The organism is Aliiroseovarius sp. S1339, from assembly GCF_023195695.1.
GTDB lineage: Bacteria > Pseudomonadota > Alphaproteobacteria > Rhodobacterales > Rhodobacteraceae > Aliiroseovarius.
Genome location: NZ_JALPQG010000001.1, coordinates 196,352 through 222,102, shown reverse-complemented (window position 1 = coordinate 222,102; position 25,751 = coordinate 196,352). Strand labels below are relative to the sequence as shown.

26 protein-coding genes are annotated in these 25,751 nt (G+C 55.3%); 12 read left to right on the top strand and 14 right to left on the bottom strand.

Annotated elements, in window-relative coordinates:
• The first annotated feature begins 299 nt into the window (after positions 1-299).
• The 6 genes from MUY35_RS01020 (at position 300) to MUY35_RS00995 (ending at position 5,222) form a co-directional block, all read left to right on the top strand.
• Positions 300-1,214: an alpha/beta fold hydrolase gene (locus MUY35_RS01020; RefSeq protein WP_248363148.1), complete on the top strand. Its 915-nt coding sequence runs from the start codon at positions 300-302 to the stop codon at positions 1,212-1,214.
• Positions 1,215-1,339: 125 nt separating this feature from the next.
• The gene (locus tag MUY35_RS01015) at positions 1,340-1,615 is read left to right on the top strand and encodes a 2TM domain-containing protein (RefSeq protein ID WP_248363146.1); all 276 of its coding nucleotides are present in this window, start codon (positions 1,340-1,342) and stop codon (positions 1,613-1,615) included.
• A 12-nt stretch (positions 1,616-1,627) separates the two neighbouring features.
• The gene (locus MUY35_RS01010; RefSeq protein ID WP_282569147.1) at positions 1,628-3,181 is read left to right on the top strand and encodes an NAD(P)/FAD-dependent oxidoreductase; all 1,554 of its coding nucleotides are present in this window, start codon (positions 1,628-1,630) and stop codon (positions 3,179-3,181) included.
• Between the two features lie 36 nt (positions 3,182-3,217).
• On the top strand, positions 3,218-3,667 hold the full coding sequence (locus MUY35_RS01005) for a pyridoxamine 5'-phosphate oxidase family protein (RefSeq protein WP_248363142.1): 450 nt from the start codon (positions 3,218-3,220) through the stop codon (positions 3,665-3,667).
• A gap of 1 nt (position 3,668) precedes the next feature.
• Complete coding sequence (locus tag MUY35_RS01000; RefSeq protein ID WP_248363140.1) at positions 3,669-4,124, top strand: hypothetical protein; 456 nt, start codon at positions 3,669-3,671, stop codon at positions 4,122-4,124.
• A 117-nt stretch (positions 4,125-4,241) separates the two neighbouring features.
• A complete protein-coding gene (locus MUY35_RS00995; protein ID WP_248363138.1) occupies positions 4,242-5,222 on the top strand; it encodes an NAD(P)-dependent alcohol dehydrogenase in 981 nt (326 codons plus the stop codon).
• Between the two features lie 6 nt (positions 5,223-5,228).
• Here MUY35_RS00995 and MUY35_RS00990 read toward each other — a convergent pair whose 3' ends face one another.
• The 5 genes from MUY35_RS00990 to MUY35_RS00970 all read right to left on the bottom strand — a co-directional run bounded on the left by MUY35_RS00990 (position 5,229) and on the right by MUY35_RS00970 (position 9,008).
• A complete protein-coding gene (locus MUY35_RS00990; protein WP_248363136.1) occupies positions 5,229-5,906 on the bottom strand; it encodes a hypothetical protein in 678 nt (225 codons plus the stop codon).
• Between the two features lie 19 nt (positions 5,907-5,925).
• Positions 5,926-6,888, bottom strand: a complete 963-nt coding sequence (locus MUY35_RS00985; RefSeq protein WP_248363134.1) for a zinc-binding dehydrogenase — start codon at positions 6,886-6,888, stop codon at positions 5,926-5,928.
• A gap of 74 nt (positions 6,889-6,962) precedes the next feature.
• The gene (locus MUY35_RS00980; RefSeq protein ID WP_248363132.1) at positions 6,963-7,664 is read right to left on the bottom strand and encodes a DUF4386 domain-containing protein; all 702 of its coding nucleotides are present in this window, start codon (positions 7,662-7,664) and stop codon (positions 6,963-6,965) included.
• 10 nt (positions 7,665-7,674) lie between these two features.
• Positions 7,675-8,367, bottom strand: coding sequence for a DUF4386 domain-containing protein (locus MUY35_RS00975; RefSeq protein ID WP_248363130.1), 693 nt, complete (start codon positions 8,365-8,367; stop codon positions 7,675-7,677).
• Positions 8,364-9,008: a flavodoxin domain-containing protein gene (locus MUY35_RS00970; RefSeq protein ID WP_248363128.1), complete on the bottom strand. Its 645-nt coding sequence runs from the start codon at positions 9,006-9,008 to the stop codon at positions 8,364-8,366. The genes MUY35_RS00975 and MUY35_RS00970 overlap by 4 nt, the downstream gene beginning before the upstream one ends.
• A gap of 197 nt (positions 9,009-9,205) precedes the next feature.
• On the opposite strand from MUY35_RS00970, the gene MUY35_RS00965 reads away from it, so the two are divergent.
• Positions 9,206-10,114, top strand: a complete 909-nt coding sequence (locus tag MUY35_RS00965) for a DUF4342 domain-containing protein (RefSeq protein WP_248363126.1) — start codon at positions 9,206-9,208, stop codon at positions 10,112-10,114.
• A gap of 387 nt (positions 10,115-10,501) precedes the next feature.
• On the opposite strand, the gene MUY35_RS00960 is transcribed toward MUY35_RS00965, so the two are convergent.
• The 8 genes from MUY35_RS00960 to MUY35_RS00925 form a co-directional block, all read right to left on the bottom strand.
• Entirely contained in the window at positions 10,502-11,011 is a 510-nt protein-coding gene (locus MUY35_RS00960; RefSeq protein WP_348984489.1) for an alpha/beta hydrolase-fold protein, read from the bottom strand.
• A gap of 292 nt (positions 11,012-11,303) precedes the next feature.
• On the bottom strand, positions 11,304-11,969 hold the full coding sequence (locus tag MUY35_RS00955) for an ankyrin repeat domain-containing protein (RefSeq protein WP_248363124.1): 666 nt from the start codon (positions 11,967-11,969) through the stop codon (positions 11,304-11,306).
• Between the two features lie 57 nt (positions 11,970-12,026).
• Positions 12,027-12,509 carry a heme-binding protein gene (locus MUY35_RS00950; protein WP_248363122.1) on the bottom strand — a complete coding sequence of 161 codons (483 nt, stop codon included), beginning with the start codon at positions 12,507-12,509 and terminating at the stop codon, positions 12,027-12,029.
• A 91-nt stretch (positions 12,510-12,600) separates the two neighbouring features.
• Positions 12,601-13,209, bottom strand: coding sequence for a response regulator (locus tag MUY35_RS00945; RefSeq protein WP_248363120.1), 609 nt, complete (start codon positions 13,207-13,209; stop codon positions 12,601-12,603).
• Positions 13,206-14,720 carry a HAMP domain-containing sensor histidine kinase gene (locus tag MUY35_RS00940; protein WP_248363119.1) on the bottom strand — a complete coding sequence of 505 codons (1,515 nt, stop codon included), beginning with the start codon at positions 14,718-14,720 and terminating at the stop codon, positions 13,206-13,208. Before MUY35_RS00940 ends, MUY35_RS00945 begins: the two co-directional genes overlap by 4 nt.
• A gap of 473 nt (positions 14,721-15,193) precedes the next feature.
• Positions 15,194-15,898, bottom strand: coding sequence for an alpha/beta-hydrolase family protein (locus tag MUY35_RS00935; RefSeq protein WP_248363118.1), 705 nt, complete (start codon positions 15,896-15,898; stop codon positions 15,194-15,196).
• Between the two features lie 93 nt (positions 15,899-15,991).
• A complete protein-coding gene (locus MUY35_RS00930; protein WP_248363117.1) occupies positions 15,992-16,402 on the bottom strand; it encodes a hypothetical protein in 411 nt (136 codons plus the stop codon).
• A 209-nt stretch (positions 16,403-16,611) separates the two neighbouring features.
• Positions 16,612-17,886: a site-specific integrase gene (locus MUY35_RS00925; protein WP_248363116.1), complete on the bottom strand. Its 1,275-nt coding sequence runs from the start codon at positions 17,884-17,886 to the stop codon at positions 16,612-16,614.
• A gap of 469 nt (positions 17,887-18,355) precedes the next feature.
• Between MUY35_RS00925 and MUY35_RS00920 the strand changes: the two genes are divergently transcribed.
• From MUY35_RS00920 to MUY35_RS00910, 3 genes are all read left to right on the top strand, one after another.
• Positions 18,356-18,718 carry a hypothetical protein gene (locus tag MUY35_RS00920; protein ID WP_248363115.1) on the top strand — a complete coding sequence of 121 codons (363 nt, stop codon included), beginning with the start codon at positions 18,356-18,358 and terminating at the stop codon, positions 18,716-18,718.
• Positions 18,719-19,761: 1,043 nt separating this feature from the next.
• Positions 19,762-20,172, top strand: coding sequence for a hypothetical protein (locus tag MUY35_RS00915; protein WP_248363113.1), 411 nt, complete (start codon positions 19,762-19,764; stop codon positions 20,170-20,172).
• A 334-nt stretch (positions 20,173-20,506) separates the two neighbouring features.
• Positions 20,507-23,470, top strand: coding sequence for a DUF927 domain-containing protein (locus MUY35_RS00910; protein WP_248363111.1), 2,964 nt, complete (start codon positions 20,507-20,509; stop codon positions 23,468-23,470).
• A gap of 48 nt (positions 23,471-23,518) precedes the next feature.
• On the opposite strand, the gene MUY35_RS00905 is transcribed toward MUY35_RS00910, so the two are convergent.
• Positions 23,519-24,118 (bottom strand): hypothetical protein, encoded by a 600-nt coding sequence (locus MUY35_RS00905; RefSeq protein ID WP_248363109.1) that lies wholly within the window; start codon positions 24,116-24,118, stop codon positions 23,519-23,521.
• A 187-nt stretch (positions 24,119-24,305) separates the two neighbouring features.
• Here MUY35_RS00905 and MUY35_RS00900 point away from each other — a divergent pair, with 187 nt between their 5' ends.
• Together MUY35_RS00900 and MUY35_RS00895 are read left to right on the top strand one after the other, a co-directional pair.
• On the top strand, positions 24,306-24,638 hold the full coding sequence (locus tag MUY35_RS00900; RefSeq protein ID WP_248363107.1) for a hypothetical protein: 333 nt from the start codon (positions 24,306-24,308) through the stop codon (positions 24,636-24,638).
• Between the two features lie 413 nt (positions 24,639-25,051).
• Entirely contained in the window at positions 25,052-25,747 is a 696-nt protein-coding gene (locus MUY35_RS00895) for a recombinase family protein (RefSeq protein WP_248363105.1), read from the top strand.
• Positions 25,748-25,751 lie beyond the last annotated feature (4 nt).

The window sequence follows — 25,751 nt, the reverse complement described above, 5'->3', positions numbered from 1 at the left end:
CCAGTTCGAGGAAAAGCCGTGCAAAATGCCGGCGACTGCAACTGCGACCCACCGTAGTCAGATGCTGCGCCGCCACGAAATCGCCGCTGCATCGATGAGGCGAATGCAGTCATTTGGACATCATGCAGCAATTCTGAAACCTTGAATTCACAGACTGCGGGACAAACCGGACGTAGCTCTGCTATGCACGGTTTCGTTCTCTCTCGGCATTCTTGATCTATGTCATGCACTCCGAGCCTCCACATGAATATCGTCGAGCCAGTTTCGCGTATTGATACACTCGGAAGCGGAGAGGACTGATGTGGCGCTCCCTATGGATATTCCTCGCGGCCATTGTGATCCTGACAATCTTCCTTGCGATACCGTTTGTTTTCAATGATCGGGCGGTTCGGCCGCTGTCGGGGGCCAGTCTCGATCAACTGACATATGAAGAAGTGATCTTTCAGAATGGGGGACTCGAACTGGCAGGGATGCTCATGCTCCCCGAGGGGGATGCACACTCTCCCGGTGCGGTCTTCATCCACGGTTCCGGAACCAGCCGCCGTGACAATCCCTGGTATCTCTCCGTGGCTGAAGAGCTTCTCGCCAATGACATAGCTGTTCTGATCCCCGACAAGCGCGGGTCGGAGAACTCGAGCGGAGATTGGCGGGACACGCGCTTTGAGGAGCTGTCGTCGGACACTGAGGCGGCCTTTGCTCTTCTCACCCAGACCCCGGGAGTCGACAGCGATCGCGTCGGGTTGATCGGCTTCAGCCAAGGCGGATGGATTGCCCCGATCGTGGCGTCCGAAAAACCGTCCGTCGCCTTTGTCGTGAGCCTGTCCGGCGCTGGGGTCACGACCGAGGAACAACTGGTCTTCGAGGAGGTCAACAATATCGCTGAATTGGGAACCTACCGTTTCGTGGCCCGGCTAATCGCTCGGTTCACTGTCCCCGCGATCATGCAGCGCGACACTTGGCGCGCGACGGCGGGGTTCGACCCGATGACCTACTGGCCGGGAGTCGAGGCACCCGTGTTCGCGGCTTTCGGCGAAGGTGACACCAATGTCCCGGTTCAGGAAAGCGTCAGCCGTTTCGAGATGCTACCGTACGAGGTCTCGGTCGGCATCTATCCCGATGGAGGTCACGGCATCACTGATCCTGTCTCGGGACGCGTGCAACAAGCCTTCCTTGACGACCTCGTGTCTTTCGTCCTGGGTGCGACCGATGACTGAGCCACGCTGATGCATCAGAGACCAAAGCTACACCCAGCCAAGCAAGACAGATTGATCTTGCTCAATAGCGAGATCCTTCCGCTAGTTAGACTGGGCTTATCAATCAGTCTTGATGGAGAGGAGCCATGGAAAATTCCGAAGCATATCAAGCAGCGAAAAAACGCGTTGAGGCCAAAATGGGGTTTTACACGCACCTGTCTGTTTATGTGGCTGTCATTCTGTTTCTTGCGGTCATCGATTTTGTATCCTCACCGGGCACCATTTGGGTCCAGTGGCCAATGATGGGGTGGGGCATCGCAGTGGTCCTTCATGCCCTCGCGGTTTTCGTGTTTCCGGGACGCTACGCTGTCACCGAAAAGATGATCGAAAAAGAAATGAGTAAATCTCGAACACAGTCTTGAGGGGTGGTCGCTATGGTTAAAGACGAAGCGCAGACATGGGATGCCATTGTTGTCGGGTCCGGCATGGGTGGCATGACGTCGGCAGCAGCACTGTCGAAAATGGGCCACAAGGTATTGCTTTTGGAGCAGTACAAAACCCTGGGAGGCCTGACGCACAGTTTCTCGCGCGACGGCTTCTCTTGGGACGTTGGGATTCACTATCTCGGCTGCGTCGCGCCCGACGACCGGGAGCGGGGGATGATCGATTGGCTGACGCACACGCCCATGGAATTTGAACCCATGGGGGCAGTCTATGACAACCTGCACCTCGCAGACGCCCCGCCCCTTGTGTTGTCCAGGCCCTTTGAGGCCCAGGAGCGCGACCTGAAAGACCGGTTTCCAGATGAGGCCGAAGCGATTGAGGCATGGGTAGCCGCGCTTCGGGAAGGGCGGGAAACGATGTACACGATCGCCTCAACCCGCGCGATGCCTGACTTTGTCGGCCAAATGATTGAATGGTGGAACCACCGGGCCATCGAAAAATGGTGCAAGCGAACGACGCAGGAGGTCATCGACAGCCTCACGCGAAATCCGGACCTTGCCGCTGCCTTTGCGGCGCAGTGGGGAGATCATGGGGGCCGCCCACACAAGGCAAGCTTTGCCATGCACGCCCTGATCTGCGGCTCTTTTCTGGAGAGCGGTGCGTGGTATCCCGTGGGTGGCGGCCGGGCATTCGCGGAACATCTCATACCGACGATCACGCAGGCGGGCGGAGAGGCCCGCGCCGGAGTGAAGGTTGATATGCTTTTGGTCGAGAACGACAAGGTTGTCGGGGTGCGCACATCTGATGGTGAAGACATCCATGCGGATGTTGTCATATCCAATATCGGTGCGCGCGAGACGATCAATACTTTGCTGCCCGCGGGCTCCGGGCCCGAAGACTGGATCGGGGAAATCCAAGCGCTGCCCGCCTCCATTGCTCATTTCAGCCTCTTCCTAGGATTCGAAGGTGACGTGGAAGAGGCCGGCGCGACACGGTCAAACCACTGGTTCTATCCGACAAGAGAGGTTGACGCGGTGTGGTCGGCAGCACCGAAGGGCAATCCGCCCGGTTTTTTCGTCTCGTTTGCCTCTCTGAAAGATCCAAGCCACGATCCGGGCCCCAAGCAGAAATATGCAGGTGAAATGGTGGTCTGGACCGATTGGAGCACGGTCGCCCAATGGGCGGACCTTCCCTCGGGCGAGCGGGGCCCGGAGTACAAAGCCTTCAAACAGCAGATTGAGGACAAGATGTTCGCGCTGTTTGAAGACAGCTTTCCCGATTTGGCCAAACTCGTGGTTCTTCGCGAACTTTCAACCCCGTTGGCAACGGCGGCGATCACGGGTCACCATGAGGGCCGCTTCTATGGGCTGGACGGGACGCCGGAGCGCGTCTTGAGCGATGCGCTCAACGCCAAGACCCCGATCGAAGGACTCTATCTTTCAGGGCAGGATGTGGTCAGCCAGGGCATTCAAGGCGCGCTTTGGGGCGGAATACTTTGCGCTGCGAGCGTTGACCCGAAGGTGTTCAAACAACTCAGAGGGTGATCTCTCAGCTTAGGTCGCATGAAGGAGGATGACGCAATGGAACAGACCCTGAAGAACCAGATCATATCCATTATCGACGATGCCGACGATATGACCATCGCAACTATCCGTGACGATGGCTATCCGCAGGCCACCACAGTTAGTTTCATGAACGATGGTCTGACGATCTATTTTGGCACGTCAGCTGACAGTCAAAAGGCCATGAACATTACCAAGTGCGACAAAGTCTCGCTTACCATTAATCGTCCCTACGAAGACTGGAACGAAATCGTCGGGCTATCAATTGGCGGCAAGGCATCGCGCGTGACCGATCCCAAGGAGTTCGAAAACGTTGTGAAGCTGATGTTCAAGAAATTCCCGCAAATTCCGGAGTATACGCCAACCGATGACAGCGTCGATCTTGCGATCATACGCATTGATCCCATCGTCATCTCGCTTCTCGATTACCGGCAGGGCTTTGGGCACACTGAACTTGTGAGCGTTTGAGGTGTCTGATCAGCCCGAGGTGCCCAAGGGTCGCGCATGGTGGACACTGCAAGCCACAGGGTGGTTGTTTCTGGCCTACCTGATTTATGCGCAACTCATCCCCGTTTTCGATTATCAGTTGGGTGTCGAGATGGGCACACAAGAATCCGCTGAACTGGTCACAGATGTCGGGGTCGCTTATTGGAAGGCCTTCGCCTTTGGCGATCTCGTTACCTATGCACCGTTGCTGCTTGCCGGATTGATCGGTCATCTGTTGCGTCGCCAATGGGGGCGCATCGCTTTGGCGGCTGCCTTCGGCATTACCGTTTATTGGCCTGTCGTTTCGCTTGCGGCGGTCCATTCAGCGCGAAAAGCGGAGGGCTGGATGCTTGGTAACCCGATCGAATATTGGATAGTTCTGCCGATCATCACGCTGTGGGGTCTTTGGGGGCTCTGGGTCTTGCTGACAGAGGAATGAGTTTCAGGAAGTATAACCGCGTCGGTCTGGAGGCGTCGTTGGTACCGCGGACCTTTGACATCCATCAATTCAAAACCTCAGCGGTTTCCCAGTCTCTTGAATAAGGGTTAAACTCATATGAAAGCCGCTGTCTACAAACGCTATGGACCGCCTGAAGTGGTCAAGATCGCCGAAGTGACTACCCCCGATCCGGGCGATGATGAACTTTTGATCAAGACCTATGCTGCAACGGTCACCAGCGGTGACTGGCGCGCCCGCACAATGATAGGACCGCGTGGGTTCGGCCCGATACCACGTCTTGCCTTCGGTATTATCGGCCCTCGTCGCAAGATCCTAGGCACAGAGATGGCCGGACGCATTGAAGCCGTCGGCAAGGATGTGACCGCCTTCAAGGTCGGCGAGGATGTGATTGCCTTTCCCGGGCTCGCGATGGGCTGTCATGCCGAGTACATCACGATGCCGGCCTCGGGAAAGGTCGTGCACAAGCCCCGCAACCTGTCCTTTCCAGAAGCTGCGGCATTGTCATTTGCGGGGACAGCAGCATTGCATTTCCTGCGCGGTAAGGGAGACATTAAGTCGGGCGAGACAGTGCTGATCATCGGTGCATCAGGTGCGCTTGGCACGATGGGTGTTCAAATTGCCAAATACTTTGGGGCAGATGTCACAGGTGTTTGCAGCACAGTCAATCTACAGCTCGTAACTTCCATCGGCGCCGAGCGTGTGGTGGATCATACGCAAGCTGACATCACCAGTTCCAGTGAAACCTTTGACGTCGTATTCGACACGGTTGGCGCGTTGCCACTGACAAAGATCAGGCGGATGTTGCGGTCGTCCGGGCGCGGTGTGCTGGCTGCGGGAAGCCTTCTCGACAATATCAAAGCGCCCGTTTGGTCATTGATTGGGCCGCAGAAATTCTATGCGGGTGTCGCGGTCGAAGCGGTCGAGGATATGCGCCTTCTTGTGGATATGGCCGAGACGGGTTCGCTGAAACCTGTGATCGACCGGGTCTACCCCTTCGATCAGATCACGCAAGCCCACGCTCATGTCGGGACCGGCCATAAGAAAGGGAATGTCGTGGTGCAATTCGAACAAGACTAATGCTGCTTAGTGCGCGGACAACCGGAACGATGCCCAACCGATGACGATGTGGAAGAACACCAAGGCAAAAATGCCAACGCCCACGATATCGCTTTCCTCGATCAGCCCGGCAACGGCCGCATAAATCCCCGCTATTGCAAACAGGATACTTGCCCAGCCGGTCCATGATCCAAAGTGAGGGGCCCGTAGTATCGCAATACCATACAGTAACAGCCCAACCGGTGTCAGCACGATCCCTGTCACTACAAATGTATCGATCCACCCCAGACTGACCTCCCACGCGACAATCAGAACCGGCATCAGTTCAGCGGCAGTTTCAGGCGCGTGGTAAAGGTCTGATATGACGGTCTCAGCCGTGTGTGGGATCGCCCCGGCTGCGAGGATGGCGAGGCCAAGGACTGACATCACGACCGCTGCAAGCGATATGCCGGGACTGTCCGCCCGCAGTACCGCAAACAAACCCACCGAATGCAGCGCCCAGAGCGCCAACGCAAAGAGGTAGGCGGTATTTTCAATGATGCGTGCCCAGCGGATTTCCGGGTAGCGTTCCAAGGCGGCCTGCGCATCAAGTGTTTCGAGCCCCACAAAAACCGAGAGGAACGCGAAGACCCCAAGCAGAAGCGCGCTTCCCAATAGGCCCGCCAGACCGCTCAGTTTTGAAACTGATTGATCCTGAATATCCATATCGTTTCCTTTCGCGGTTCTAAGTGGGTGTGTAGGTGCCAGAGACCAGCACGATCTTTCCGCAGATGTCCCCAGCTTCGAGCATCGCATGCGCCTCTGCCGCATCTTGTAGCGGCAGCTTTTGCGCGATCTGCGGTTTCAACCGTCCCGTAAGCGCCATCTCAAAAAACCCTGAAAGACTATCTCGATACCAGTCAGGATTGGCACGCGGATAATCGTCCATACCGGGTCCCTTGGCGATGCGCCGGCCACGCGGCCAGACCGCAAAGAGCCCAAGCATGATCAGGCTTGGTAAGACAATCCACGAGCCTGATCGCAGCGTGCCAACCATGCCCAACATCAATAACCGACCTCCCGGACGCAGCGCGCGCCAAGAGCGCAGCAACTGTCGCGCGCCACCAATCAGGTCGATCACCACGTCGGCACCACCGTTGGTCAGAGTATGGCTTCGGGCGACAATATTCTCTGACTGGTAATCAATCGGCTGTGCCCCATCGGCGACGATCAATGCTTGTTTGCTGGTGGCGTCACAGCCATAGGTCCGCAGCCCCACCTCGCGACCCAACTGCAACAGCGCGCTTCCAAGCCCCCCTCCAGCCCCTTGCACAAGCAAGCGTTCGCCCGTGGTCACTTGTGCGGTCTGGTGCAAGGCGAGGCTTGCGGTGAGGTAGTTCACGATCAACGCAACAGCAATGGCGGGATCAAGCCCTTGAGGCACCGGCACCAGATCACCCGCAGGACGGCACAGGTATTCGGCATAGCCACCCGCATCGCCAAAGGTCCAACCGCCGACGCGTTGGCCCACGTCCAAACCCGTAACGCCTGCGCCCAGCTTATCTATGATGCCAACGAAATCTTCTCCCGGCGTGTAGGGCATAGACGGTGAGCCCGGAAACCAATGACCGCGCAGCATAGCATCGTATGCAGAAACCCCTGCCGCCTCGACCCGCACGCGGACTTCGCCCGGGGCGGGTTCCGGCATGTCCACGCTCACCCATTGCAGTACCTCCGGCCCGCCCCGGCGCGGTACGATTATGTGGTGCGCCCGCGCACCGATCACGCCGGGGTCTCCGTGTTGTGCGGATGCAAATGTGTGATCGCCCGAAAATCAAATCCTCTGAAAATGAACCAAAGCGCCATGACCATTTCCTGCACCCCGATCGGCACAATCAGCAATGGGCCCCACGACGGCAAAGGAACGAAGATAGCGGCACCAACAACCACCAAGAGTACGGCAATCGCGATCAGCCCGAACAGGGAAATCCAGCGGGGGATCAGCCGCGCATAGAACAGCGTTCCGTAAAGGCAGATGGCACCAAGAGCGAAAATGATATTGTAAAGCATGCCCGCCGTATCGGCCCAGACATTTTGTGCCCTAATCAACATCAGCGCGCCGTCGGCCAGCGATGGGTCGGCCCCTGCAAGCTGCGCCTCGCTCAAAGACAAAAGGGCGAATTTGTTGGTCAGCGCGACGTTGGTCAGGATGATCGCTTCGAGCGAACGGAAAAAGAAGTAGGACAGCGCCAGACCGGTGCTGAGACGGCGCAGTATAGGGTAAATGAAAGCGCCGATCAGCGGCATTGCAAGAATGCAGATCAGTTCGATCATCAGGCCCAGCACGATGACTGGCTTGTTCTGGGCGGCGATGGTCAACACGTCGGGCGCATCAAGGAACGGTTTGTAGAACACCTCACCCAGAAACAGGAAGGCAGTCGCGATAATGAAAAGCACCCCGACAATGAGGCCAGTGCGCCGCATATGTTTGTCCTCAGGCCGCATGGCGATCACCCGATCCCGCATGCGTCAGGTCTAAGCCGCGTATCAGCAGCCAAAGCGCCAGCGCCATTTCGTTGATCCAGATTGGTAGAGACATGATCAGGTCAGCCGTGCCGCCCATCTCGATCCGGTCGAAAAGGATCAGAACGCAAGACACCAAAAGCATTGGCCCACCAATCAGCCCCCAAAGTGACAGCACGCGCGGGACCAGCCGAAAGAAGAACAGCATCGGATAGAGCAACAGGGTCCCGCAACTGAACACGAGGAGCGCCATAAGGAATGCGGTATCGTGCAGGGCTATTGCGAACACCCAATTGTTGGCGCTGGTCGATACAATCACGGCCAGTGCTGCAGCGGCAACAACGCCCACTGCTCCTTCAACGACGCGCAGCCCAAGATAGCCTGCCGCGGCAATTTCGGCGCATCCACGCAGAACCGGGTAAAGCGCAATCGCAATTCCTGCGCTGGCAAGCGCATTGACCAGTTCCAGCAGGGTTGCCAGCGCGACGAGCTGCGGTTGCGGGGCACCCGTGGGCGTTGACCCTTCAAGCAGCGGCTCCAGAATTAACTGGGCGGCCATTGTTGATGCAGTTGCGGTGATGAAAAGCACACCAGCAATCCGCGCGGCGCGTTGCGATGCGCGATCGCTCGACGACAGGTGTGAGTTATTAGTTTGAACATTCATGTCGAATCCTCGCTTCCGGCAGGTTCGGATACGCCATTTTGCCGATTGGTGGCATGGGGCAGGGCATCCGATCCGTTGGCCGCTTGCAGTTCTTTGATCAGATCGACGACGGGCTGAATGCTGTCTCGATCCATGTAGTCAAAGCCCTGCACTTCCTCGCGGGCCGCTTGCCTGTCGCGGTTTAAGAGACCGGCAATGGTCAGCATGAACCAGTCGTACCATGTCAGACGTTGCCGGTTCTGCCGCCCGCGCAGCGCGACGTGGTGCATATGGCGGATCAAACTTGGTGGCAGACTGTCCTTAATCCAGCCATCCAGCTTTTTGCCTGCCTGTGCCCCTGACACAGTAAAGAGCACCGTTGGTTTGTTCAAAACCGCGTCGAGGTGCCGCCGCACCCACTTGGAAAAAATGAGTTTGTAATAGATCACAGGACTTCCCAGCACCAAAAATTCAAAGTCCGCCGGGTCTGCTTCGTGCGCATCAATGGCATAGACAGGAAGCCCAGTCGCATCGGCGATCCAGTCTGCGTATTCGCGCGTGCTGCCGTATTTGCTGGCGTAGAAAATGGCACCATTCATCAGATTTTCTCCCACTACAAAATCGAAAGAGAACGAACGAGAGGCTAACGCGACAATTTCCAAGCCTATTGATCTTCATCAATGGGGGACGACGGACAATCGATACTGAAGTCCAGGCGATCATCGCGAGACGCGGAGGGAACGCTATTGAACGCCCTAGAAAAGGGACATGCCATCCCTGTGATCAATTCAGTGCTGGTCTCTAGCTCAGGAGGGGCCGAGCAACACAAAAAGCATCGCTATGGCAGTGGGAGCCGTAAATGTTGTGGGTTTTGACATCACGCAGCTGGATCAAGGTCGCACTGAGTTACTTTCTGATCCAGCACCGAGACGGGTTGGTCCTTTTTTATATCGGACTGGACCCCGCGATTGCCACCGATACCAGTTACATCTCCAGTGCGCTTGGCCAATTCCGATTGCCCGGGATATTCCGGCTTCATGTGACGAAGGATGACAGGCTCGATAAGGTTCTTGAGAAATCAGGTGTGGATGCTGGCGCTGTCAGGTTGGCCGTCGTTTCCTATCTTCATTTCGACCATGTGGGTGGTGTCTCACATATTCAGCAGGCGCAACTATTGGTTAGTGAACGCGAATGGGCGCAGCTGTCTGACCCGCATCCGGAGCGTGAATGGATTCTGCGCGAGCATATCGAAAGTCCGGATGCGCAATGGCTACCGTTTGCGTCTCAGCCCTCGGACGATCCGCTGTTCGCAGGCTTTGATGGCATCCAAGACGTCATGGGCGACGGGTCTAGGATCTTGTCACGAACGCCGGGTCACACGCCCGGCTCATTGTCGATGCTGATCCGGCAGGACGGCTGGCCCCCGATCCTTCTTGTCGCGGATTTGACCTATGCGCCCGAGCTTCTGGACCAAGACACGGTCTCTGGCACCGGCGATGCGGTTGTGCTGCGTGCGTCATTTGCCAAAGTGCGAAAGCTGAAACAGCGCTTGCCTGATCTTGAAATCGTGGCGACGCATGCTTTCGACGTATTTCTTGAAACACCGCTGAATATCGGACTGGTCGTTGGCGGGGTTGTCGTGCTTGCTGCACCCTGGCTTGCAATCTTGGGAGCCATTGCCGGGTTGGTGACAAAGGTTCGCATCGTCGTCGAGCGCGAGGCCGAGAAAAGCGAGACGGATGAGGCCGGACAAAAGGATGCTTCCTGACGAAAGAAGGGCCGTAGTCATCGTCTGAGGATGCCCCCGAAGCGGGCAGGCTTGCCGACGTTCTCTGGCCGACAGGCCCCGACGATCTGGTTGCCGAGCTCAAGCGCGTGTTCAGCCATGTACTGCTGAGTTCGCCGGAACTTCCGATGATCCAAATACGCCTCGGGGTAGGGTTCAGTCTGTTTGTGAAGAAATGTCCGGTGATGCGTCACCCTTTTGATTGCCGCGGTCTGGCGCGATCACCGCGTCCAGCACCTCTTTCAAATGCATGAGCGGCCACAAGTGTCCCGCGTTCTTGATCAAATGAAATTCGGCGTTCGGCACTTGTCCAGCCAGATACTGGCCCATCGCAGGTGGCACGCTGCGATCAAGCGCTGCATACCAGAATTAAACCGGCATCTTGATCCGGTCGAGCGCAAAACCCCAGGGCCGTCCATGGTTGGCGGCCATATCGTCAACCATGCCTTGTCCGCCCCCACGCAGCGCCTCAGCGAAGTCCGCAACAAGCATGTCTCGCATGCCGGGCGCGCGCAAAACTGCGCGGTCCACGGCATGGACTTTGCGTTGCATCAGATCGATGTAGCGGCCCGGATTGCGCCGGACGACCGAGGCGACAAACCGGGTGTTAAGGGTCGAAAGCCAAGGCGCGCTGCGGGCCAGCTTCATGAAGAACCGATTGAGCCCGCTCATGCCCGCAAAGACGCCGGGCGCATCAGTTGGTGCGGCCCCTGCGAAGACGCCGACACGCTCCAGTCGGTCAGGCATCTCCGACGCGCAGGCGAGCGCACCGGGACCACCGCCGGACACACCAACGATGGAAAACCGGTTCGGCGACCTTGGCCGAGCCGCAGCGAGAAACGTGCCGCAGAAGCGAATGCTATCTGCGTCAGTAAACACTGCATGAGCAAAAGGCGGTGGCCTACCACATTACTGCGCTGCCGCAGCGAATGGCTGGTTCGACGGGCCCTACCGCAGCATCAAGATTAGACCGTGGAGGTCCGCTTTGGGCTGGAGTGCTGGCCAGTATCGACGTTGAGCGATCAGTCGTTGCGCCGCATCCGATGTCAATTCAGAACCCCGACCTACCAGGTCGCGGTTGAAAGGCTAATGACGGGTTTGGTGCACAAAGCAGCTGTCAATGAGGCCCATATGCGGCAAATTACTTGACCTGCCCCATATGGCTAAAACTTCATCTCAGAAGCTCTATCATATCTGCATAACCACGCGCCGTTGCATGCTGAAGCGGGGTTACACCGTCGCGATCACCAATGGTTTTATCTGCACCGGCCTCAACAAGGATCTCGACCGTCCGCACGTGATCCGGCCCGCCGTCCCCCAGCACCACAGCCTCGATCAACGCGGTCCACCCAAGATTGTTGACATGATCCAGCGGTGCGCCGCCAGCGACCAGTCGGGCGACGACGTCGTGGTGGCCCAGATGCGCCGCGGCGATCAAGGCCGTTCCGTCGTAGACGCTGGTGACGAGGTCCGGCCTGTTGCCAACCTGCATGGCCAACGACACCAGTTCAGGATCGTTCGCAACGGCGGCAATGGTCAGAACATCGTAGACACGGTCTTCCAGCGCATTCATATCCGCACCACCCTTGGCGAGAGCAGCGACAACGTCGTCATGCGAGGCGAAGGCGGCGACATGGGCGGGCGTTCGGCCCGCGCGATCTCGTGCATCTACATCGGCACCTGATGCGATCAACCGGTTGACCTCGTCCACGTGCCCTTCGTGGGCTGCTAGATGAAGCCCGGTGTAGGACGCAATGTCTGAGGCTGAGGGTGCCGTCTGTGCATGGGCCACGCCAGTGAAAGCAAACGTGGCGGCTATGATCAGGAAACGAAGCATTTGATTGACCTTTCACATGCGGTGACCCGCCCCGAACAGGGGCAGGTCATGTTTGGTTTATTCGGCGCCAATGGTATCAAGGCCTGCGCGCGCGCAAGTCTCGTCAATCGCGCCTGATGGTGCGCCACCGACACCGATGCCACCCACCAAGGCACCACCGATCTTGATCGGCAAACCACCGGCTTGAATGACCAAACGGCTGTCCATATCGCGCAGGCCGTCGTTTTCAGGGTTTCCACCGATGAAACCGGCCAAGCCGGCAGTGTCGCGGCCCATGCTGGCGGACGTAAATGCTTTGCCCGTGCTTGACCCGACGGAGTGGGGGCCTGCGTTGTCGGCACGCAGAATGACCTTGGTCACGCCGCTGCGGGCGACAATCGCAACGCTGACATTGTGACCTTCGGCGGCACACGCATCGACAGCAGCCTGTGCCGCTTGGGTCGCCATGTTGAGCGGCAGGTAGGGTGCGGTTGGCAATTCCTGCGCAAACGCAGCAACAGGTGTCAGAAGAGCGGCGGCAAGTGTTAGTGCACGGATCATCGGATATCTCCTTTTGTTGAACTGATGCTCCTTGTCTAGCTCCAACGGGTCGGCCGTGATATTCGTAGCCTCCGCAAGGATGTCCGTAGTTCTACGGGTCCACCTGCGCATCCAGCCAGTATCGCGTCAGTTCAGCCGCAGAGGACGTACCTGCCTTGGCCGCAATCGCGGCACGGTGGCTTTCGACCGTGCGCGGTGACAGGCCAAGCGCATCGGCGATCTGCTTTGTCGTTAGTCCCTTTGCGATCATGCCCAGAACCTCTTGCTCGCGAGCCGAGAGGCCATTGACCAAAGCGACGGCTTCGGCACGTTCCGCAAGGACTTGTTGCTGCCTTTCAAGCTCTGCGTGACCCTTTTGGATCGCATCGATCAAATCGTGCTCGTCAACGGGCTTGCTGAGAAAATCAATAGCCCCATTGCGAAAAGCCCGTCTGCACGCCTCGATATCGCCATGCCCGCTGATGACGACGGTGGGCCATGTAATGCCCTGATCGGTCAGCTTCTCTTGCAGCTTGAGGCCAGAGATCGCAGGCATCCGAATATCAAGGATAAGGCATCCGGGCGTGAAACCTGCCGCTTGGTTCAGGAAGGTTTCAGGAGAGGCGAAACTGCGCACATTCAAACCAACCGTTTCCAGCAGAAGGGTCAGCGCGTCGCGGACAGCTTCGTCATCATCGACCAAATAGACGTGATTGCTCATGGCGTCACCGCCTTTGTTGAAAGTGGTAGGGCCAATCGGAACGTTGTTTCCGCTGCATCCGATAGAAGCACAATCTCGCCGCCCATTTCCTCGACCAGTCTTTGGCACAGCGCCAAGCCAAGACCGGTTCCATCCGGTTTACTGGTTACAAACGGCTCAAAAACACGTGACTTGATATCTTCGGGAACACCCGGGCCATCGTCTATGACATCCAAAACAGCAGCCTCGCCGTCCACATCTGTTCGGATGGTAACCTGCGCCCCGTCTGATGCATCCAGCGCATTGCGCACCAGATTGAAGACCACCTGTTCCAGTTCAACCGGGTCGGCTTCGATCATAAGCGGCACCTCGTGAAGAGACAGCGTGATCGTAGCCGCGCGGCTCTTGGCTTCCGATGCCAAAAGACGCTGCACACTCTGGATCGCTTCATGCAACGCAGAAGGCTCCATGCGCGCGCGGTTTGGTTTGCTCCAGCGCCTGAGCCGGTCGAGTATGTCAGCTGCACGCTGCGCCTGAGTCACGGTGTCGTCCAGTACAGTGCCCAGACGGTCGACATCACCCCGCCGCGCCAAACGCCTGCCTGCTTGGGCTTGACTGAGGATTGCGGTCAAGGGTTGTGCCAGCTCATGCGCCATGCCGCTGGCCATCTCGCCCATCGCGTTGACACGCGACGCATGCGCCAGCCGCGTTTCCTGTGCGCTCAGTTTTGCAAGACCTTCTGCCTCTCTTGTGCGCGCACGCTGTCGCAAACCAAGCACTGTCAGTAAAAACAACGCTGTGACCAACGCAACTGCAGACAGAACTTTTCCTATTGGCAAGAGGTCCGCCAGACGAATTGCAAGAGCGGTCTCAAATATCAATGGCTGCGATCCGCTTCCAAGTGCCTTTGAAAAACCTGCCTCATCCGCCGAAAACTGACTCGTCAGTTCGGTCTGACCGTCCGGTGCGAGCAAGCGCAGCGAAACAGACGGCTTTTGCCAAAACGCATCATCGGTCGCCACCAGCGCGCGCGCATCGATGGTCAGCGCCAATCCATGACGTGCGGCATCTGTATTGGGTGTGCGCTTTACGACCATATAATGGTCGGGCGTGTTCGGCATTTGCTGAACCTGCAAAGCACCAGTGGAGCTGCGCGCCATCTGCACAACCAGCGCCGCGTCCTCGTCCAAGACGCGGGGCTCCGTTTGGATCACTGGATCTGACAGATCAAACGGGATCACATTTACGGAGGTAATGCGCGGATAGAAGCGCATGATTGTGGCCGCTACGTCCAAGAACAGATCCTGACGCGCGACCCCGCCGGCAACAAATATCGCCGACAAGGACGTCAAATGGGCGTCGTGCTGATCTGCGCGTTGAGAGGCCAATCGATGCAGCGTTGCGCTTTTGGTTGTCAGTTCGCGCACCAAACTCTGTCGTTCGATAGCTGCCAAGCCACAAAGCGCAAGTAAAACAGCGAAAGCCCAAAGCCACAGGTATCGCCAGATGTTGTTTGAGTTTGCAGAGGTCATTTCTACTCATCGCAGGTGGAACATCAAACACCAATCCGTAATTCTACGGTCAACTCAAAGACTTTATCTCCTCAATCAGTTCAAGAGCGGTCCTTTTGTGCAGCAAGTCGAAGGCCCGCGAAGTCCTCTCAGCCGACCATAATACGTTCATTATGCATTCTGAGCCTGCCTGAAAATACTGGATGAGCGTTTGGAGCCCATAGTGGCGTCTGCTTCATTTTGCCTAAAAGGCTGTTCGGCGGGCAAAAGAGGCATTCCGAAGAACAAACAACTCAAATCTACTAACTGTCCGAAGCAAGTAGAAAACTCGGCGTCATGTGGATAACGAAACCATCGAAATCTATACCTTAAGTTCGATGATTAGGGAACTGAACGAAAACGCGCGGCTTAACGACCAAAAGTATCTTGATGATGTTCACTAAGCGCGCCATGCATCTCGCATTGGCTGCGCTAAACCCGACAGTGACCGGGAATCAGTCTCCACATCCTTGGTGAAAACCGCCATCACAATGAGCCGCCAATCTTGCACTGTCCGCTTCGCTCCAATTGTCCGGATCTGTGACCGCGACCCATGGTCGGACATAGTCAGGGCCATAATAGGCGTGACCATGTCCATCCGGCGCGGAGTTTGCCAGCGCCATGTCGACCGCAAGTTGGAACTGGGTGACGACGGGCATGAATTTCATATCGGGCGAGACATCAACCGCAGCAGGTTCTTTCATCCATTCAGGCGCGCGAAACACCGATGCTGGTTCGTAAAAGACAATCGGATCGCTTGAGTATTGCAGGAACACCATCCGCATGTCGCCCCAGCCTGTTGGACCGCCCGCATCCTTGGTGTGCGACGCAAAGCGCACCAACCTGCTGTCGCCAATGATCGGACTCACATAGGGGCTGTCAGGGTTCCGTTCTGCGTTGATGCCGTTCCACATGTCAGAGGGGAAAGGAGGACCTGCCCAAAGCGCGCCATTGATGGGGTCGTCAAGAAGCGCAAACAATCCCGTGCCATGCATCGACGACCATGCGCCAAGGCTTATGCTGTCAAGCGGCCCCAGCGAAGTCTCCAAACGACGTTTGATATTGTTAAATGTATTTCGTGCCGACTTGTTTGCATTTTCCCCGAGACGCTCCTTTTCGTAGACCCCGGCAGCATCTGCTAAGGTAACTGGCGGCGGCATAAGTGGCATAAGCTCCTCTGTGTCGTCGTCTCTCTACCCCGATAACCATTCGATAAAGTTCGGGGTCGGCACCAGTTCTTGCCAATTCATCTGCTAGGAGGTCTCTTCGTTCCTGATCACCACCGTCGTCTTTGAAAGAGCGTCCGCCCACAATTGACAGAACAAGCTTGTCAGCTTCAGATTTTTTTCCAACCAGAGCTGTCGTTCGGTTCGAGAGTCGTCGATGCTCGACCATGCCTTTTGCTTGTAACGTGCTATGCCGCTATCTCCCAAGGCATCAGGTACACCAGCGCGGGCATCTGAGACCAGCCGTGCGAATGCAGCTTCGAGTGCAGCATGTTCCGTTACAAGATCAGCACCCTCTACCTGAACCCGAAGGCGGCAACGAAAAAACGGCTGCTTCGACGATGGGTAAAGATGTTTGATGTCGGCTGGGATTCGTCGGCTGTAGACGAATTTCCCCTTATTGGTGACTACGTTTGATAGCTTCATCAGCAGTGCCATGATTAGATGTATCCCCGATGTATCCCGTAAAGTAGCCCTCTGGGACAACGCAAGCCCTTGTTCTAAAGGCTTTCAATGGGATAGCTCGAAGAAACTGGCTCCGGCGGTAGGGATCGAACCTACGACCAATTGATTAACAGACCATTGTGTCACATGCAATTTATTTTATATTAAACAATATGATAGGTAAAATGACTTCACTGAAAAAGTCACCCGCTATTCACCTTTTCAAGGTTTGACATTTCCCAGATTTGCTGTCCAGCGGGCAATGTGCCATTTCGAGTTTCGGTGGCTTTCATGCTCATGCGTGCCACAAGTTCCTGTCCATCATCTTCAAAAAGATGTCCGTAAACATCGAGAGTAAAGGACGCTTTGGAATGCCCCATGTAGCGCTGAAGCTGCTTGAGGTTCGCGCCTTCTTTTACCAGCCACGACGCGAAATGGTGGCGGAAGGCATGAAATTTTCGATCACGCCGAACCGTTACAAGTCGAGGGTCTGCGTTGGTTGCTACAAGGAGGTCAGCCCTGTCTTTCAACGCCTCCAAAAGTCGGGGGTAGAGTGTTGGCAGGCTAATCGGTTTGTCAGTTGTGGTTCCAAAAACTAAGCGTCGATCATGGGTATCCAACCAAGTTTCAAGTGGCTCACGCAACTCCGGATTCATTGGCACCCAGCGTCGCCCAGCGGCGGTCTTCGTTTCGTAGCTGCCTGTTCCCTCTGGCGCGGACTCACGGATATGAATGCGACCTTCTGCTGGTGCGTAATCCTGCCGTCGGAAAGCGCGTGCTTCACTGATGCGCGCGCCGGTGTACACAAGAAGGTAGACCATTGGGCGATACCGCGCCCAAGTTTTCCGAGTCTGTTTATTGGGGTCTGAGGCAAGATTATCTGCCGCCACCAACATCGTATAGACTTCATCAGGCGTGTAGTATTTCTTTTCAGCGGCGTCCTGTTCTTCCGCTTCTTCTTTCCTAGTCTTCTTTTTCTTTATCGGGTTGTCTGGCACGAAATCGATATATCCAGCGTCTTTGGCGAAGGTGAGTGTCGCCTTCAAAAGGCGCAACGCTTCCGCTCGTGTCCGTGTTGACATCCCCAATTTCACACAACGCTTGTAGATTATCTTGTAGTCATCTCCATCGATATTGGAGGGGCGTTTTCTCGCGACAACTGGGAATACATGCTCTTGCAAGACTGATTTATAGCCGCGAATAGTGACTGGCTCCAAAGGGTCTTCGCCGGGCTCTGGATTTTTAAGGCTTGATATGTAAGCCACAGCAATAATTGCGAAACTCGGATCGTCAATACGATTGCGCTTGAGATTCTTGCGTTGACGAGGGAATTCGACCTCTTTTTGTGACCGGAACAATTGAGCTTCACGTCTCGTAGAAAAGCTCGCTTGGCGCTCTTTGCCAGTTTCGTCTTTCCATCGCACCCCATACCGAGGTTCGCCTTTAGGAGTGGGTCGGAGTTTGACAATCTTGGCCATGTTCACCTCGCAATCAATTGGTCGTCTTCTTGGGCATCGCGGGCGACTTTGCCAAGAGATTCTGGCGAAATAGTGTCGCCACGCGAATCGTCGCCCATCATAGAAACCTTAAGGTTTTGCTAACGTTTTTCGGTTACATTTGAGGTTATCAAAGCCCACATGTTTCACGAATAATGTTCACAATCGCCATCGCCGATATATGCAGTGCTGCTTCCCTCTCTCGCCAAACTGTATGGCGTTTACTGAGAGGGCGTCAGCTTCCGTTCGCGTACTGTGCAGGACGGAAACACTTCCCAGTAGCAACTGTGCTCGCACGGCTTCGCGAACGCGGACGCGACGAACAAGTGGAACTCAGGCTTCTCCAAGTCGACAAGGAAAAACGAACCCAATGACCTTTTACGAGAACGAAATCATCGCATCCCATCTGAAATCGCACGAGGAAGCGCGTCTTGAAAAATGTGAGTCTGCCTTGGAACTGGCTTTGGCATCAGAGTTTGGCAATCGATTGTCTGAGATCACAGTCAAAGGTCTTTGTGCCGATCTACGTCAGAACCCAAGTGTTTTCCATTTCATTGTAACCGGCGATACGACGGAAGTTGATCCGAGCGACCGTGCGCAGTGGGCATCCATTGCCCGCCGCGCCGTCGAAAATGATGAAATCAGTCAATTGAACCTTGCGAGCAACGACCGCCAGTTGCGTGCGCGGTTGACCGCCGAATTCATGGAGAGCGTCAAAAAAGTGACTCTGCTTCAATGGGATCGGGACGGATCACTGGCTGATCGTGTCGAAGACTACGTTCAGAAGAAGATTTCTGAGTATGCCCGGCGCTGATCCCGGATCAGCCCCGCTTCGCAAAGCGAAATATGAGGCGTTTGCGCAAAGTGTAGCGGCTGGAATGCTGCTCATTGATGCATGGTGTTCCGCTACTGGTGCAGAGGTTACTCCGGGTAGGCGTGTCACCGCGACCCGTGTGAATGCCCGCGAAGACGTCATGGACCGGATCGCGTACCTGCGACGCATACGAGCATCTGTTGGCGCACCAGAACGTTTGACGGCGTCACACTTGTCAGAATTGATGGAGAAAGTCACTGATGCCCTCACTCAGGCCGCTGAGGCCGCTACGCGCGCAGGAGCTTCCTACGCACAGCAGAGCGCCATTAGAAAAGGGCTGGTCACCCATGCAGGCAGATCACAACGCGTCGAGTCACGCACACCATCGCCTGAAAAAGTTGAAGAAACCCCTCCGTTTCGGGAGTTTCACTACTGCACGTGCAATGCCACATCATGAAGCACACTGTAAGAAGCCTTCTTTTTGTCGTGGAACACTCTGTCAGTGCGATTGAAAAATTCACCGGGCAGTTGAGAAACCTACCCCAAGGCGACAAACGCGCTTCGGCAATTTTGAAGGCGATCACAACGGAGTCGGATGTCCTGTCATCCGCTTTGGTCGGTTTGTCAAAACATGTTGATGTGCTGCCAGACCCAGAAGGGCAGGAAAGGAAGTGTGACCCGGAACAGGGGCGCAGACTTCTGGATCAAGCCCAACTCCTGTTCGACGCTATCGAGCGTGGCTTCTGCCCCCGTTGCGACGGTGTTTTTGCAGAAATGAGATCACCCCGTCGGGGTGATGGGCAAATGCACTGGGGCGTTTAATCGTCAAGCACGTCCCAGTGCGCCCAAGACATCGAGCACGCCTTTCGGTTTGCGCGTGCTCGAAGTGGTAGGGATTAGGCCAATCCCTGCCACACCAAAATTGCTGAGACCCAAATCAGAATTCGCGGCGATAGTTGCGACTGGTGGCTGCCCCGAACAGCCACCGCTTTTTTCAACCCTCTTCCACCCGACAGGAGACCAATCAGAATGGACAAATAGTCATGTTTCCCATCTCCACAACGAGAGCCCAACAGGCTCGCCTCTACCTTCATATCCGCGCGGGTTTCGGGCTGTCGGACCAGAACCCGACCAATTCGACAGAGGCCGCGTCAGCGGCCCTTGCTGAGGCTGTCAGTTACCATTCCAACGGAGTTGAATGGTCAATTGCAGAGATTTTCGCACTTGCTGAGGCCGTACTGGCGCATCGTGATGATGTGGCTGGTGATGCACCTGCGATCTATGATCTCGACAGCCTTTCTACATCCGTGGGATCACGTGATTTGAGCCTTTTGGCCTGCAAGCTTTGCGGCGCATACATCCACGCTCCGAACCAATGGCAAGACGACGGCGCGGGTCGCCCTGTCGCTGTGACCTTCCCGCCTGATTTTCCGACGGAACGGTGGCTGCAATGATCATTTCAGCGGAAACCTTCTCGCGAAATATCTGACCTGATATTGGCAAGCGCTGATCAAAAAGGCGGTGTCATGACTTTTCCGCAACAAGTGCTGCGATGGCGTTGGTTTCTAACTGGATTTAGCGGCGACGGAGTGAGGCAAAGAATGTTAAGTTGCGGGAAATTATTATTTTTTATCAGTGCTTTACCGATTTTCAATAAATTATGTGGTAGGCATGCCGCCAACAATGAAATGCAGGGTCGCAAAAGGCAAAGACGCGACGGAGCAATAGTTCTGATCAACCATGAGTACACCACATTGTGTGTTCATTGAGGTACCAAAGGCAAGATAAATGACGACTTTGAACAAGACTGCAGATCGAATAACTGCCGATGATCGCAGTGACAACGTAGTCGACATGCTTGAACGCACGCATGCGGCAGATCTCTTTGAAAGATTGAACAACCGAAAGAATCCGTATCTCACGTCCGCAGCGACGATGGCCCGAGACGATCTCAGGCAACGGTTGCCTGCCAAGTATGCCCATAAAGCTGCAAGGGTATTGTCAGACGTTAGCAACAGCTTTCCAAACCACAATGTCCTGACTCTTGCGGCGGCGCTGGCCTACGCCGATGAAGGGCTTCATGTCATAGATTCACATGCACTGGGCACGGCTGGCGTTGGCACTGGACCCGGCGGTCAGGTCAAGATTCCTCGCGGCACGAAATGGCAGGCACGCGCAAGCGTTGACCACGCCGAAATTACATCTTTCTGGACCGGCGACGGTAACTACCCTGCCGACAAGAATGGCAGTGTCTACCCATTCGCTCCGCCGCCAGCTTATCGGAACGTCTCTATTTCATTCCCGCCCGACTGCGACTTGTTCGTGATGGACATTGACGGCGATGCGGGCAAAGCGGCTCTGGCAGAAATGGAAGCTGAGCACGGCGCACTTCCAGTAACGTGGGAGTCCATCACCGGCAGCGGCGGCTATCACCTGATCTTTCGTGCGAACGGTGCAGACATTCGCAACACGGCGTCTTCAATCGCGCCCGGTGTTGATATCCGGGGTAGCAATGGGCAGATCATCGCCCCTCCATCCATCCACCCAAACGGCAAATTTTATCGCTGGGATGACGGTCGCGCGCCGTGGGAATGCAGCGTTGCAGATGCGCCCGATTGGCTGGTGAAGCTTTCATTCGAGGCGACTAAGGGGCGCGGCGAAGAGGTCTCGAAAACCAAGGGCAAGGCCAAGACAGGAAAGCGGAAGAGTAGTGCCAGCGCCCGTCAGGGCGTCAATGCGATTGGTTTTGAGGCTCACCTTGAAACCATCGGAGATGGTGAGGGCCAGCGTGGCTTTGATGCTCCCATCTACAGCGCAGCTTGTAGCTTCTTTTCGGAGCATGGGTCAGACGCCAACGGCGATGACATCTTCGACATTCTGCGAGCGACAATTGCCGCCACCGAAATGAAAGATGATCAGGCAAGAAAAGACCGATACATGTTTGATGACGACTACCTGACAGGCCGGATAGAACAGGCGAGAGAATTCATCGCAGCACGGCAGGTGCGAGAGCTCACAGACAAAGTTCAGTTCGAGGCGGCAGAAGACTGGATGCCGAAAGGGTACGTACTCGGGACTGACATGATCTTCTTCCAAGAAGCTAATGGGGATGAAATCGCAAGCATCCCTGTTTGTGGCGTGTTTGACGTTGTCGGGCGGACAGCAGACTCGAGCGGGACCGAAGGCGCGGGGCGGATAATTTCGTTCGAGAACGAAAACGGTATCCGGACCGAACTAACACTTGATCGCGCCAGCCTGTATGCGAATGGACCGGATGTGCTGCGTAAGTTGGCGGACGCAGGTTTGCCGATGGAGGCGGGGACACAAAAGGCAAATGATCGCCTGTTGAACTTGCTTCGTCGCATGACCCCAAAGCGATTGGTTCCAACGCTCCATAAGCCCGGATGGCACGGCGAAGGATTCATGATGCCAACCGGTCACTGCATTGGAGGCGATGCTGTGCGCTTGCATGAGGATGCAACGGTCAAGGTGATCAACAAGAAAGGCACTCTTGAAGGCTGGCAGGGTGCAGCTAACGCTGCCCTCTCCCACGTTGAAGACAATCCATATTGGGCATTGACGCTTTGTGCGGGCTTCGCCGGACCACTGCTAGACATGCTCGAATGGAATCCAGTTGGCTTCGTACTAAGCGGTGGCACGTCAAAGGGGAAATCGCTGGGGCAGACGGTGGCCGCATCCATCTGGACGACGCCACAGGACGGTAAAGGCGTGTTCTGGACCGCAAGCTCTACTCCTAATGCCTACGAGGATTTGGCGATTTATGGCAGTGGTACGTGCCTAATGATGGATGAACTTGGGGCTATCACTGACAAACGCCAGCTTGCACCATTGATCTTTGTTATTCACACCGGGCGTGGAAAAGCGCGTAAGCGTGGTAACGGACCGGGTCTTACCCGCACTTCCGAATTTCGGCCCTTTGTGGTGTTCTCTTCTGAGTCGAACATCAAGGCTGAAATTGAAGCTGCTGGCGTCCCGTATCGCGGCGGTATGGCAGTACGCTTCCCGGACGTTGATGTTGGGAGCGGCAGGGACCGAACGACAGCCGAGATTGCAAAGATTGAGGCTGTCCAACAAAACTACGGATATGCCGGGGAGGATTTCATTCATCATCTCATGGATCGAGACAATTCAAACCTTGCAAAAGAGGTGCAGACAATTGTCGATACGTTGGCAGATGGCAGGACGCCGGGGATAAGACGTGCAGCGCGACCATTTGCGCTTGCTCAGAGGGCTGGTGAACTGGCTTTTGAGGCAGGCTTGCTAGATGAACTGAGTGCCGTCAGGCGCGGCGTTCTTCTTTGCTGGGAGTCGTTTTTGAAGTCGGATGAAGCTGCGACCGCAAATGGATCTGAGTCGATGTTGGACTCGTTCCGATCTTGGATTGGTAGTGAGATGGACCGAACCATCCTTGCCGCCTGCGCGCCGGATAAGGATGATCGAGTACAGGGGATCACGCCGGATAATCATGATGCACGCGGGCGTGTCATAGGGTGGTACACACCCGACACAATTTATTTGGACTGGAAGCAACTGGAAACGCTACAAATCCCCGGCAGTTTTGGAAAGCGCGCTGCCTTGTGCAACGCGCTGGCGGACATTGAAGCGCTTGACCGGAGTTCTGCAAGTAACATTCCCTACACAAACCTTCCCGAATTCGTTGCGTCCGTTAGTGATGGTGTCGGGCGAACCACCAAAAACATGAGGATAAAACGGAAGGAATTTGGTGTCTGAGAATTAGTTTCTGTACAATTAATAAATGATGGAAGGAGGTACACGCGATTAGTTCCGGATGCTCGCACGGTACTTCCTGCTTGTTGCCGCGATCTTCGACGCTTGCCTTTGCATTCTGTCATGTTTCTTTCGAAGTACAGAAACATCTGTATCATCAAGTCTTGCAACAAAATCTTCGAAACTTTCTTCTGAGATATCATCAAATATTTCATCAAACTCACGCCGGAAGTCCTCCCGCTTTCTGTATATTGATCGAGCAGATCGCCTAATTTTTTCAATCTGCTCAGTCGATGCGCTGGATCTAATGGAAGTACGACCGGTTGCGTCAGGGTTAGTTTCGAATGTCTTTTCAATTTCTATGAATTCATACACTTCCGCGCCGTTTGCTCGTCGTGCTTGAGCCATTTTGATTAGTGACAAGTCTTTGGTCGCCAACAACTCTTTGAACGGCACGTTGTCTCTTCTTTTTCTATGCCCATCCGCTTCAAGCGAGAGAATTTCTAGTGCATCGATATTGGCTTTCCAAACCTCGCAAATATGCGAGGACAGCTTAGCCATGTGGTCCAATAAGTCTGCGGTGTCTTCATCCGCACGATCATTTCGGTCAACAAGATGAGTCAGTAGTCTTGACAGGCCACTTATCGACAACGCGCTATCCTCCTTATGTGCAATTCTTGACAGGAGATTGCGGGACGATCTTCAAGTAAGATCAAGACAAAAGCAACGCTTTGTAAGTGTTTTCTGGCATGGCCGCAGGGGCTCGCAGCGGTCATCTAGTAGTCTCGCGTCGTCAACAGTTTCTGAACCGGATGTAGCGCCGCTAGGATCGCCAGCGATGGCAAGAGATGGCAAGTCGATGGCGACGGTTCCAAAAAAATTCCCTTTGAATCAATGCTGCGATGGGAACGATGGGAGCGATGGAAAGTGCATAGAAATATTCTTGAACTCTAACCTCTCCGACATCATCGGAACTCACATCCACACCCAAACCGTTACAGGCAGCCATCGCTCCCATCGTTCCCATCGCGGCGTTGAAATCAGGGGGTTTTCTCTCAACATCCAACCATCGCCGGCCATCGCTGGCATGACACACGATTGTCAAACTGCCTCCGCAGGGGCCGCTCATGACGCAAACAAGATTTTATTGCGTGATTATCATTTTTCTTGAAACAGTCATAGCAAGAAGCAATTTCGTCGTTGTCGAGGCACAATCGACTCCGCTTCACCAATCGCAAAGGAAATCCCGCTGACCAAGAATTCCGCCGAACTGACGTTTCTCCACTTTGAGTAGTGCACCTACACCCTCTTTCACTTGCGAGAAATCCGTCTAGCCAAATTCCCGTTCTCAAAACCCCGTCGGTCTGCCAAAAAATCCGCCCGACATGATGTCTGATTGCTTTTCAGCACCCGACGCGTATCCGCCATCATTCATTCCCATGCCAGAAACGCTCAGAGCATACTGTCCAACCCACAAATAAGCGATTGTTTCCACAATAGGGGCCAGACACACCGCTCAAAATTTGGTACATTACTTGAGAAAAGTACCAGATGAGTCGATTAAGTGTATGGAGGATATAGGTAATGCATCAGGAGAATATTGCAGCGTTCGCGTATATGAGGACTTCAAGTGCCACAAACGTAGGTGTGGACAAGGACTCAGACACCCGCCAGCGCGCTGCCATTGAAGCCTATGCGGCTGCCAATGGCTATGACGTAGTTGACACGTTCTATGACGCGGCGGTGTCCGGCACTGACCCTATCGACCAACGGGACGGCATGCTCGCTCTCTTGGATGCAGTCCTTGCCAATGGGACGAGGACCATTCTGGTCGAGTCGCCGGACCGCTTTGCACGTGATGCTGTGGTACAGGAACTTGGCCACCGCATGTTGAAGGAACGTGGCGTTGACCTGATTCCGACAACTGCGCCTGATTACTTCACCGTCGATACACCGACGACAGAGCTTGTGCGGACTATTTTGGGGGCAGTGAACGCCTTCGACCGTCGTCAGACCGTAGAGAAGCTGAAAGCTGCACGTGACCGGAAGAGCGCAGCTCTAGGCAGAAGGGTGGAAGGCAGAAAACCTGTCGCTGACGCGACCATTCAAGTAGCGAAACGCCTCTACCGCAAATCACCAAAAACAGGCAAGCGTCGCACCCTTCGCCAAATCGCCGAAGTTCTCTCAGAAATGGGTCACTGCGCACCAAACGGAAACGTCTATAACCATAACAGTGTCCGTCAAATGCTGGCACGGGCAGGTGTCTACAAGCCCGCTTGAAGGC

What these genes read in the sequence shown, in the direction of transcription:
- MUY35_RS01020 (WP_248363148.1), top strand. Translation starts at nt 300, where the DNA reads ATGTGGCGCTCCCTATGGATATTCCTCGCGGCCATTGTGATCCTGACA.
- MUY35_RS01015 (WP_248363146.1), top strand. Translation starts at nt 1,340, where the DNA reads ATGGAAAATTCCGAAGCATATCAAGCAGCGAAAAAACGCGTTGAGGCC.
- MUY35_RS01010 (WP_282569147.1), top strand. Translation starts at nt 1,628, where the DNA reads ATGGTTAAAGACGAAGCGCAGACATGGGATGCCATTGTTGTCGGGTCC.
- MUY35_RS01005 (WP_248363142.1), top strand. Translation starts at nt 3,218, where the DNA reads ATGGAACAGACCCTGAAGAACCAGATCATATCCATTATCGACGATGCC.
- MUY35_RS00995 (WP_248363138.1), top strand. Translation starts at nt 4,242, where the DNA reads ATGAAAGCCGCTGTCTACAAACGCTATGGACCGCCTGAAGTGGTCAAG.
- MUY35_RS00990 (WP_248363136.1), bottom strand. Translation starts at nt 5,906, where the DNA reads ATGGATATTCAGGATCAATCAGTTTCAAAACTGAGCGGTCTGGCGGGC.
- MUY35_RS00985 (WP_248363134.1), bottom strand. Translation starts at nt 6,888, where the DNA reads ATGCCGGAACCCGCCCCGGGCGAAGTCCGCGTGCGGGTCGAGGCGGCA.
- MUY35_RS00980 (WP_248363132.1), bottom strand. Translation starts at nt 7,664, where the DNA reads ATGCGGCGCACTGGCCTCATTGTCGGGGTGCTTTTCATTATCGCGACT.
- MUY35_RS00975 (WP_248363130.1), bottom strand. Translation starts at nt 8,367, where the DNA reads ATGAATGTTCAAACTAATAACTCACACCTGTCGTCGAGCGATCGCGCA.
- MUY35_RS00965 (WP_248363126.1), top strand. Translation starts at nt 9,206, where the DNA reads ATGTTGTGGGTTTTGACATCACGCAGCTGGATCAAGGTCGCACTGAGT.
- MUY35_RS00955 (WP_248363124.1), bottom strand. Translation starts at nt 11,969, where the DNA reads ATGCTTCGTTTCCTGATCATAGCCGCCACGTTTGCTTTCACTGGCGTG.
- MUY35_RS00950 (WP_248363122.1), bottom strand. Translation starts at nt 12,509, where the DNA reads ATGATCCGTGCACTAACACTTGCCGCCGCTCTTCTGACACCTGTTGCT.
- MUY35_RS00945 (WP_248363120.1), bottom strand. Translation starts at nt 13,209, where the DNA reads ATGAGCAATCACGTCTATTTGGTCGATGATGACGAAGCTGTCCGCGAC.
- MUY35_RS00940 (WP_248363119.1), bottom strand. Translation starts at nt 14,720, where the DNA reads ATGACCTCTGCAAACTCAAACAACATCTGGCGATACCTGTGGCTTTGG.
- MUY35_RS00935 (WP_248363118.1), bottom strand. Translation starts at nt 15,898, where the DNA reads ATGCCGCCGCCAGTTACCTTAGCAGATGCTGCCGGGGTCTACGAAAAG.
- MUY35_RS00930 (WP_248363117.1), bottom strand. Translation starts at nt 16,402, where the DNA reads ATGGCACTGCTGATGAAGCTATCAAACGTAGTCACCAATAAGGGGAAA.
- MUY35_RS00925 (WP_248363116.1), bottom strand. Translation starts at nt 17,886, where the DNA reads ATGGCCAAGATTGTCAAACTCCGACCCACTCCTAAAGGCGAACCTCGG.
- MUY35_RS00915 (WP_248363113.1), top strand. Translation starts at nt 19,762, where the DNA reads ATGTTTCCCATCTCCACAACGAGAGCCCAACAGGCTCGCCTCTACCTT.
- MUY35_RS00910 (WP_248363111.1), top strand. Translation starts at nt 20,507, where the DNA reads ATGACGACTTTGAACAAGACTGCAGATCGAATAACTGCCGATGATCGC.
- MUY35_RS00900 (WP_248363107.1), top strand. Translation starts at nt 24,306, where the DNA reads ATGGCAAGAGATGGCAAGTCGATGGCGACGGTTCCAAAAAAATTCCCT.
- MUY35_RS00895 (WP_248363105.1), top strand. Translation starts at nt 25,052, where the DNA reads ATGCATCAGGAGAATATTGCAGCGTTCGCGTATATGAGGACTTCAAGT.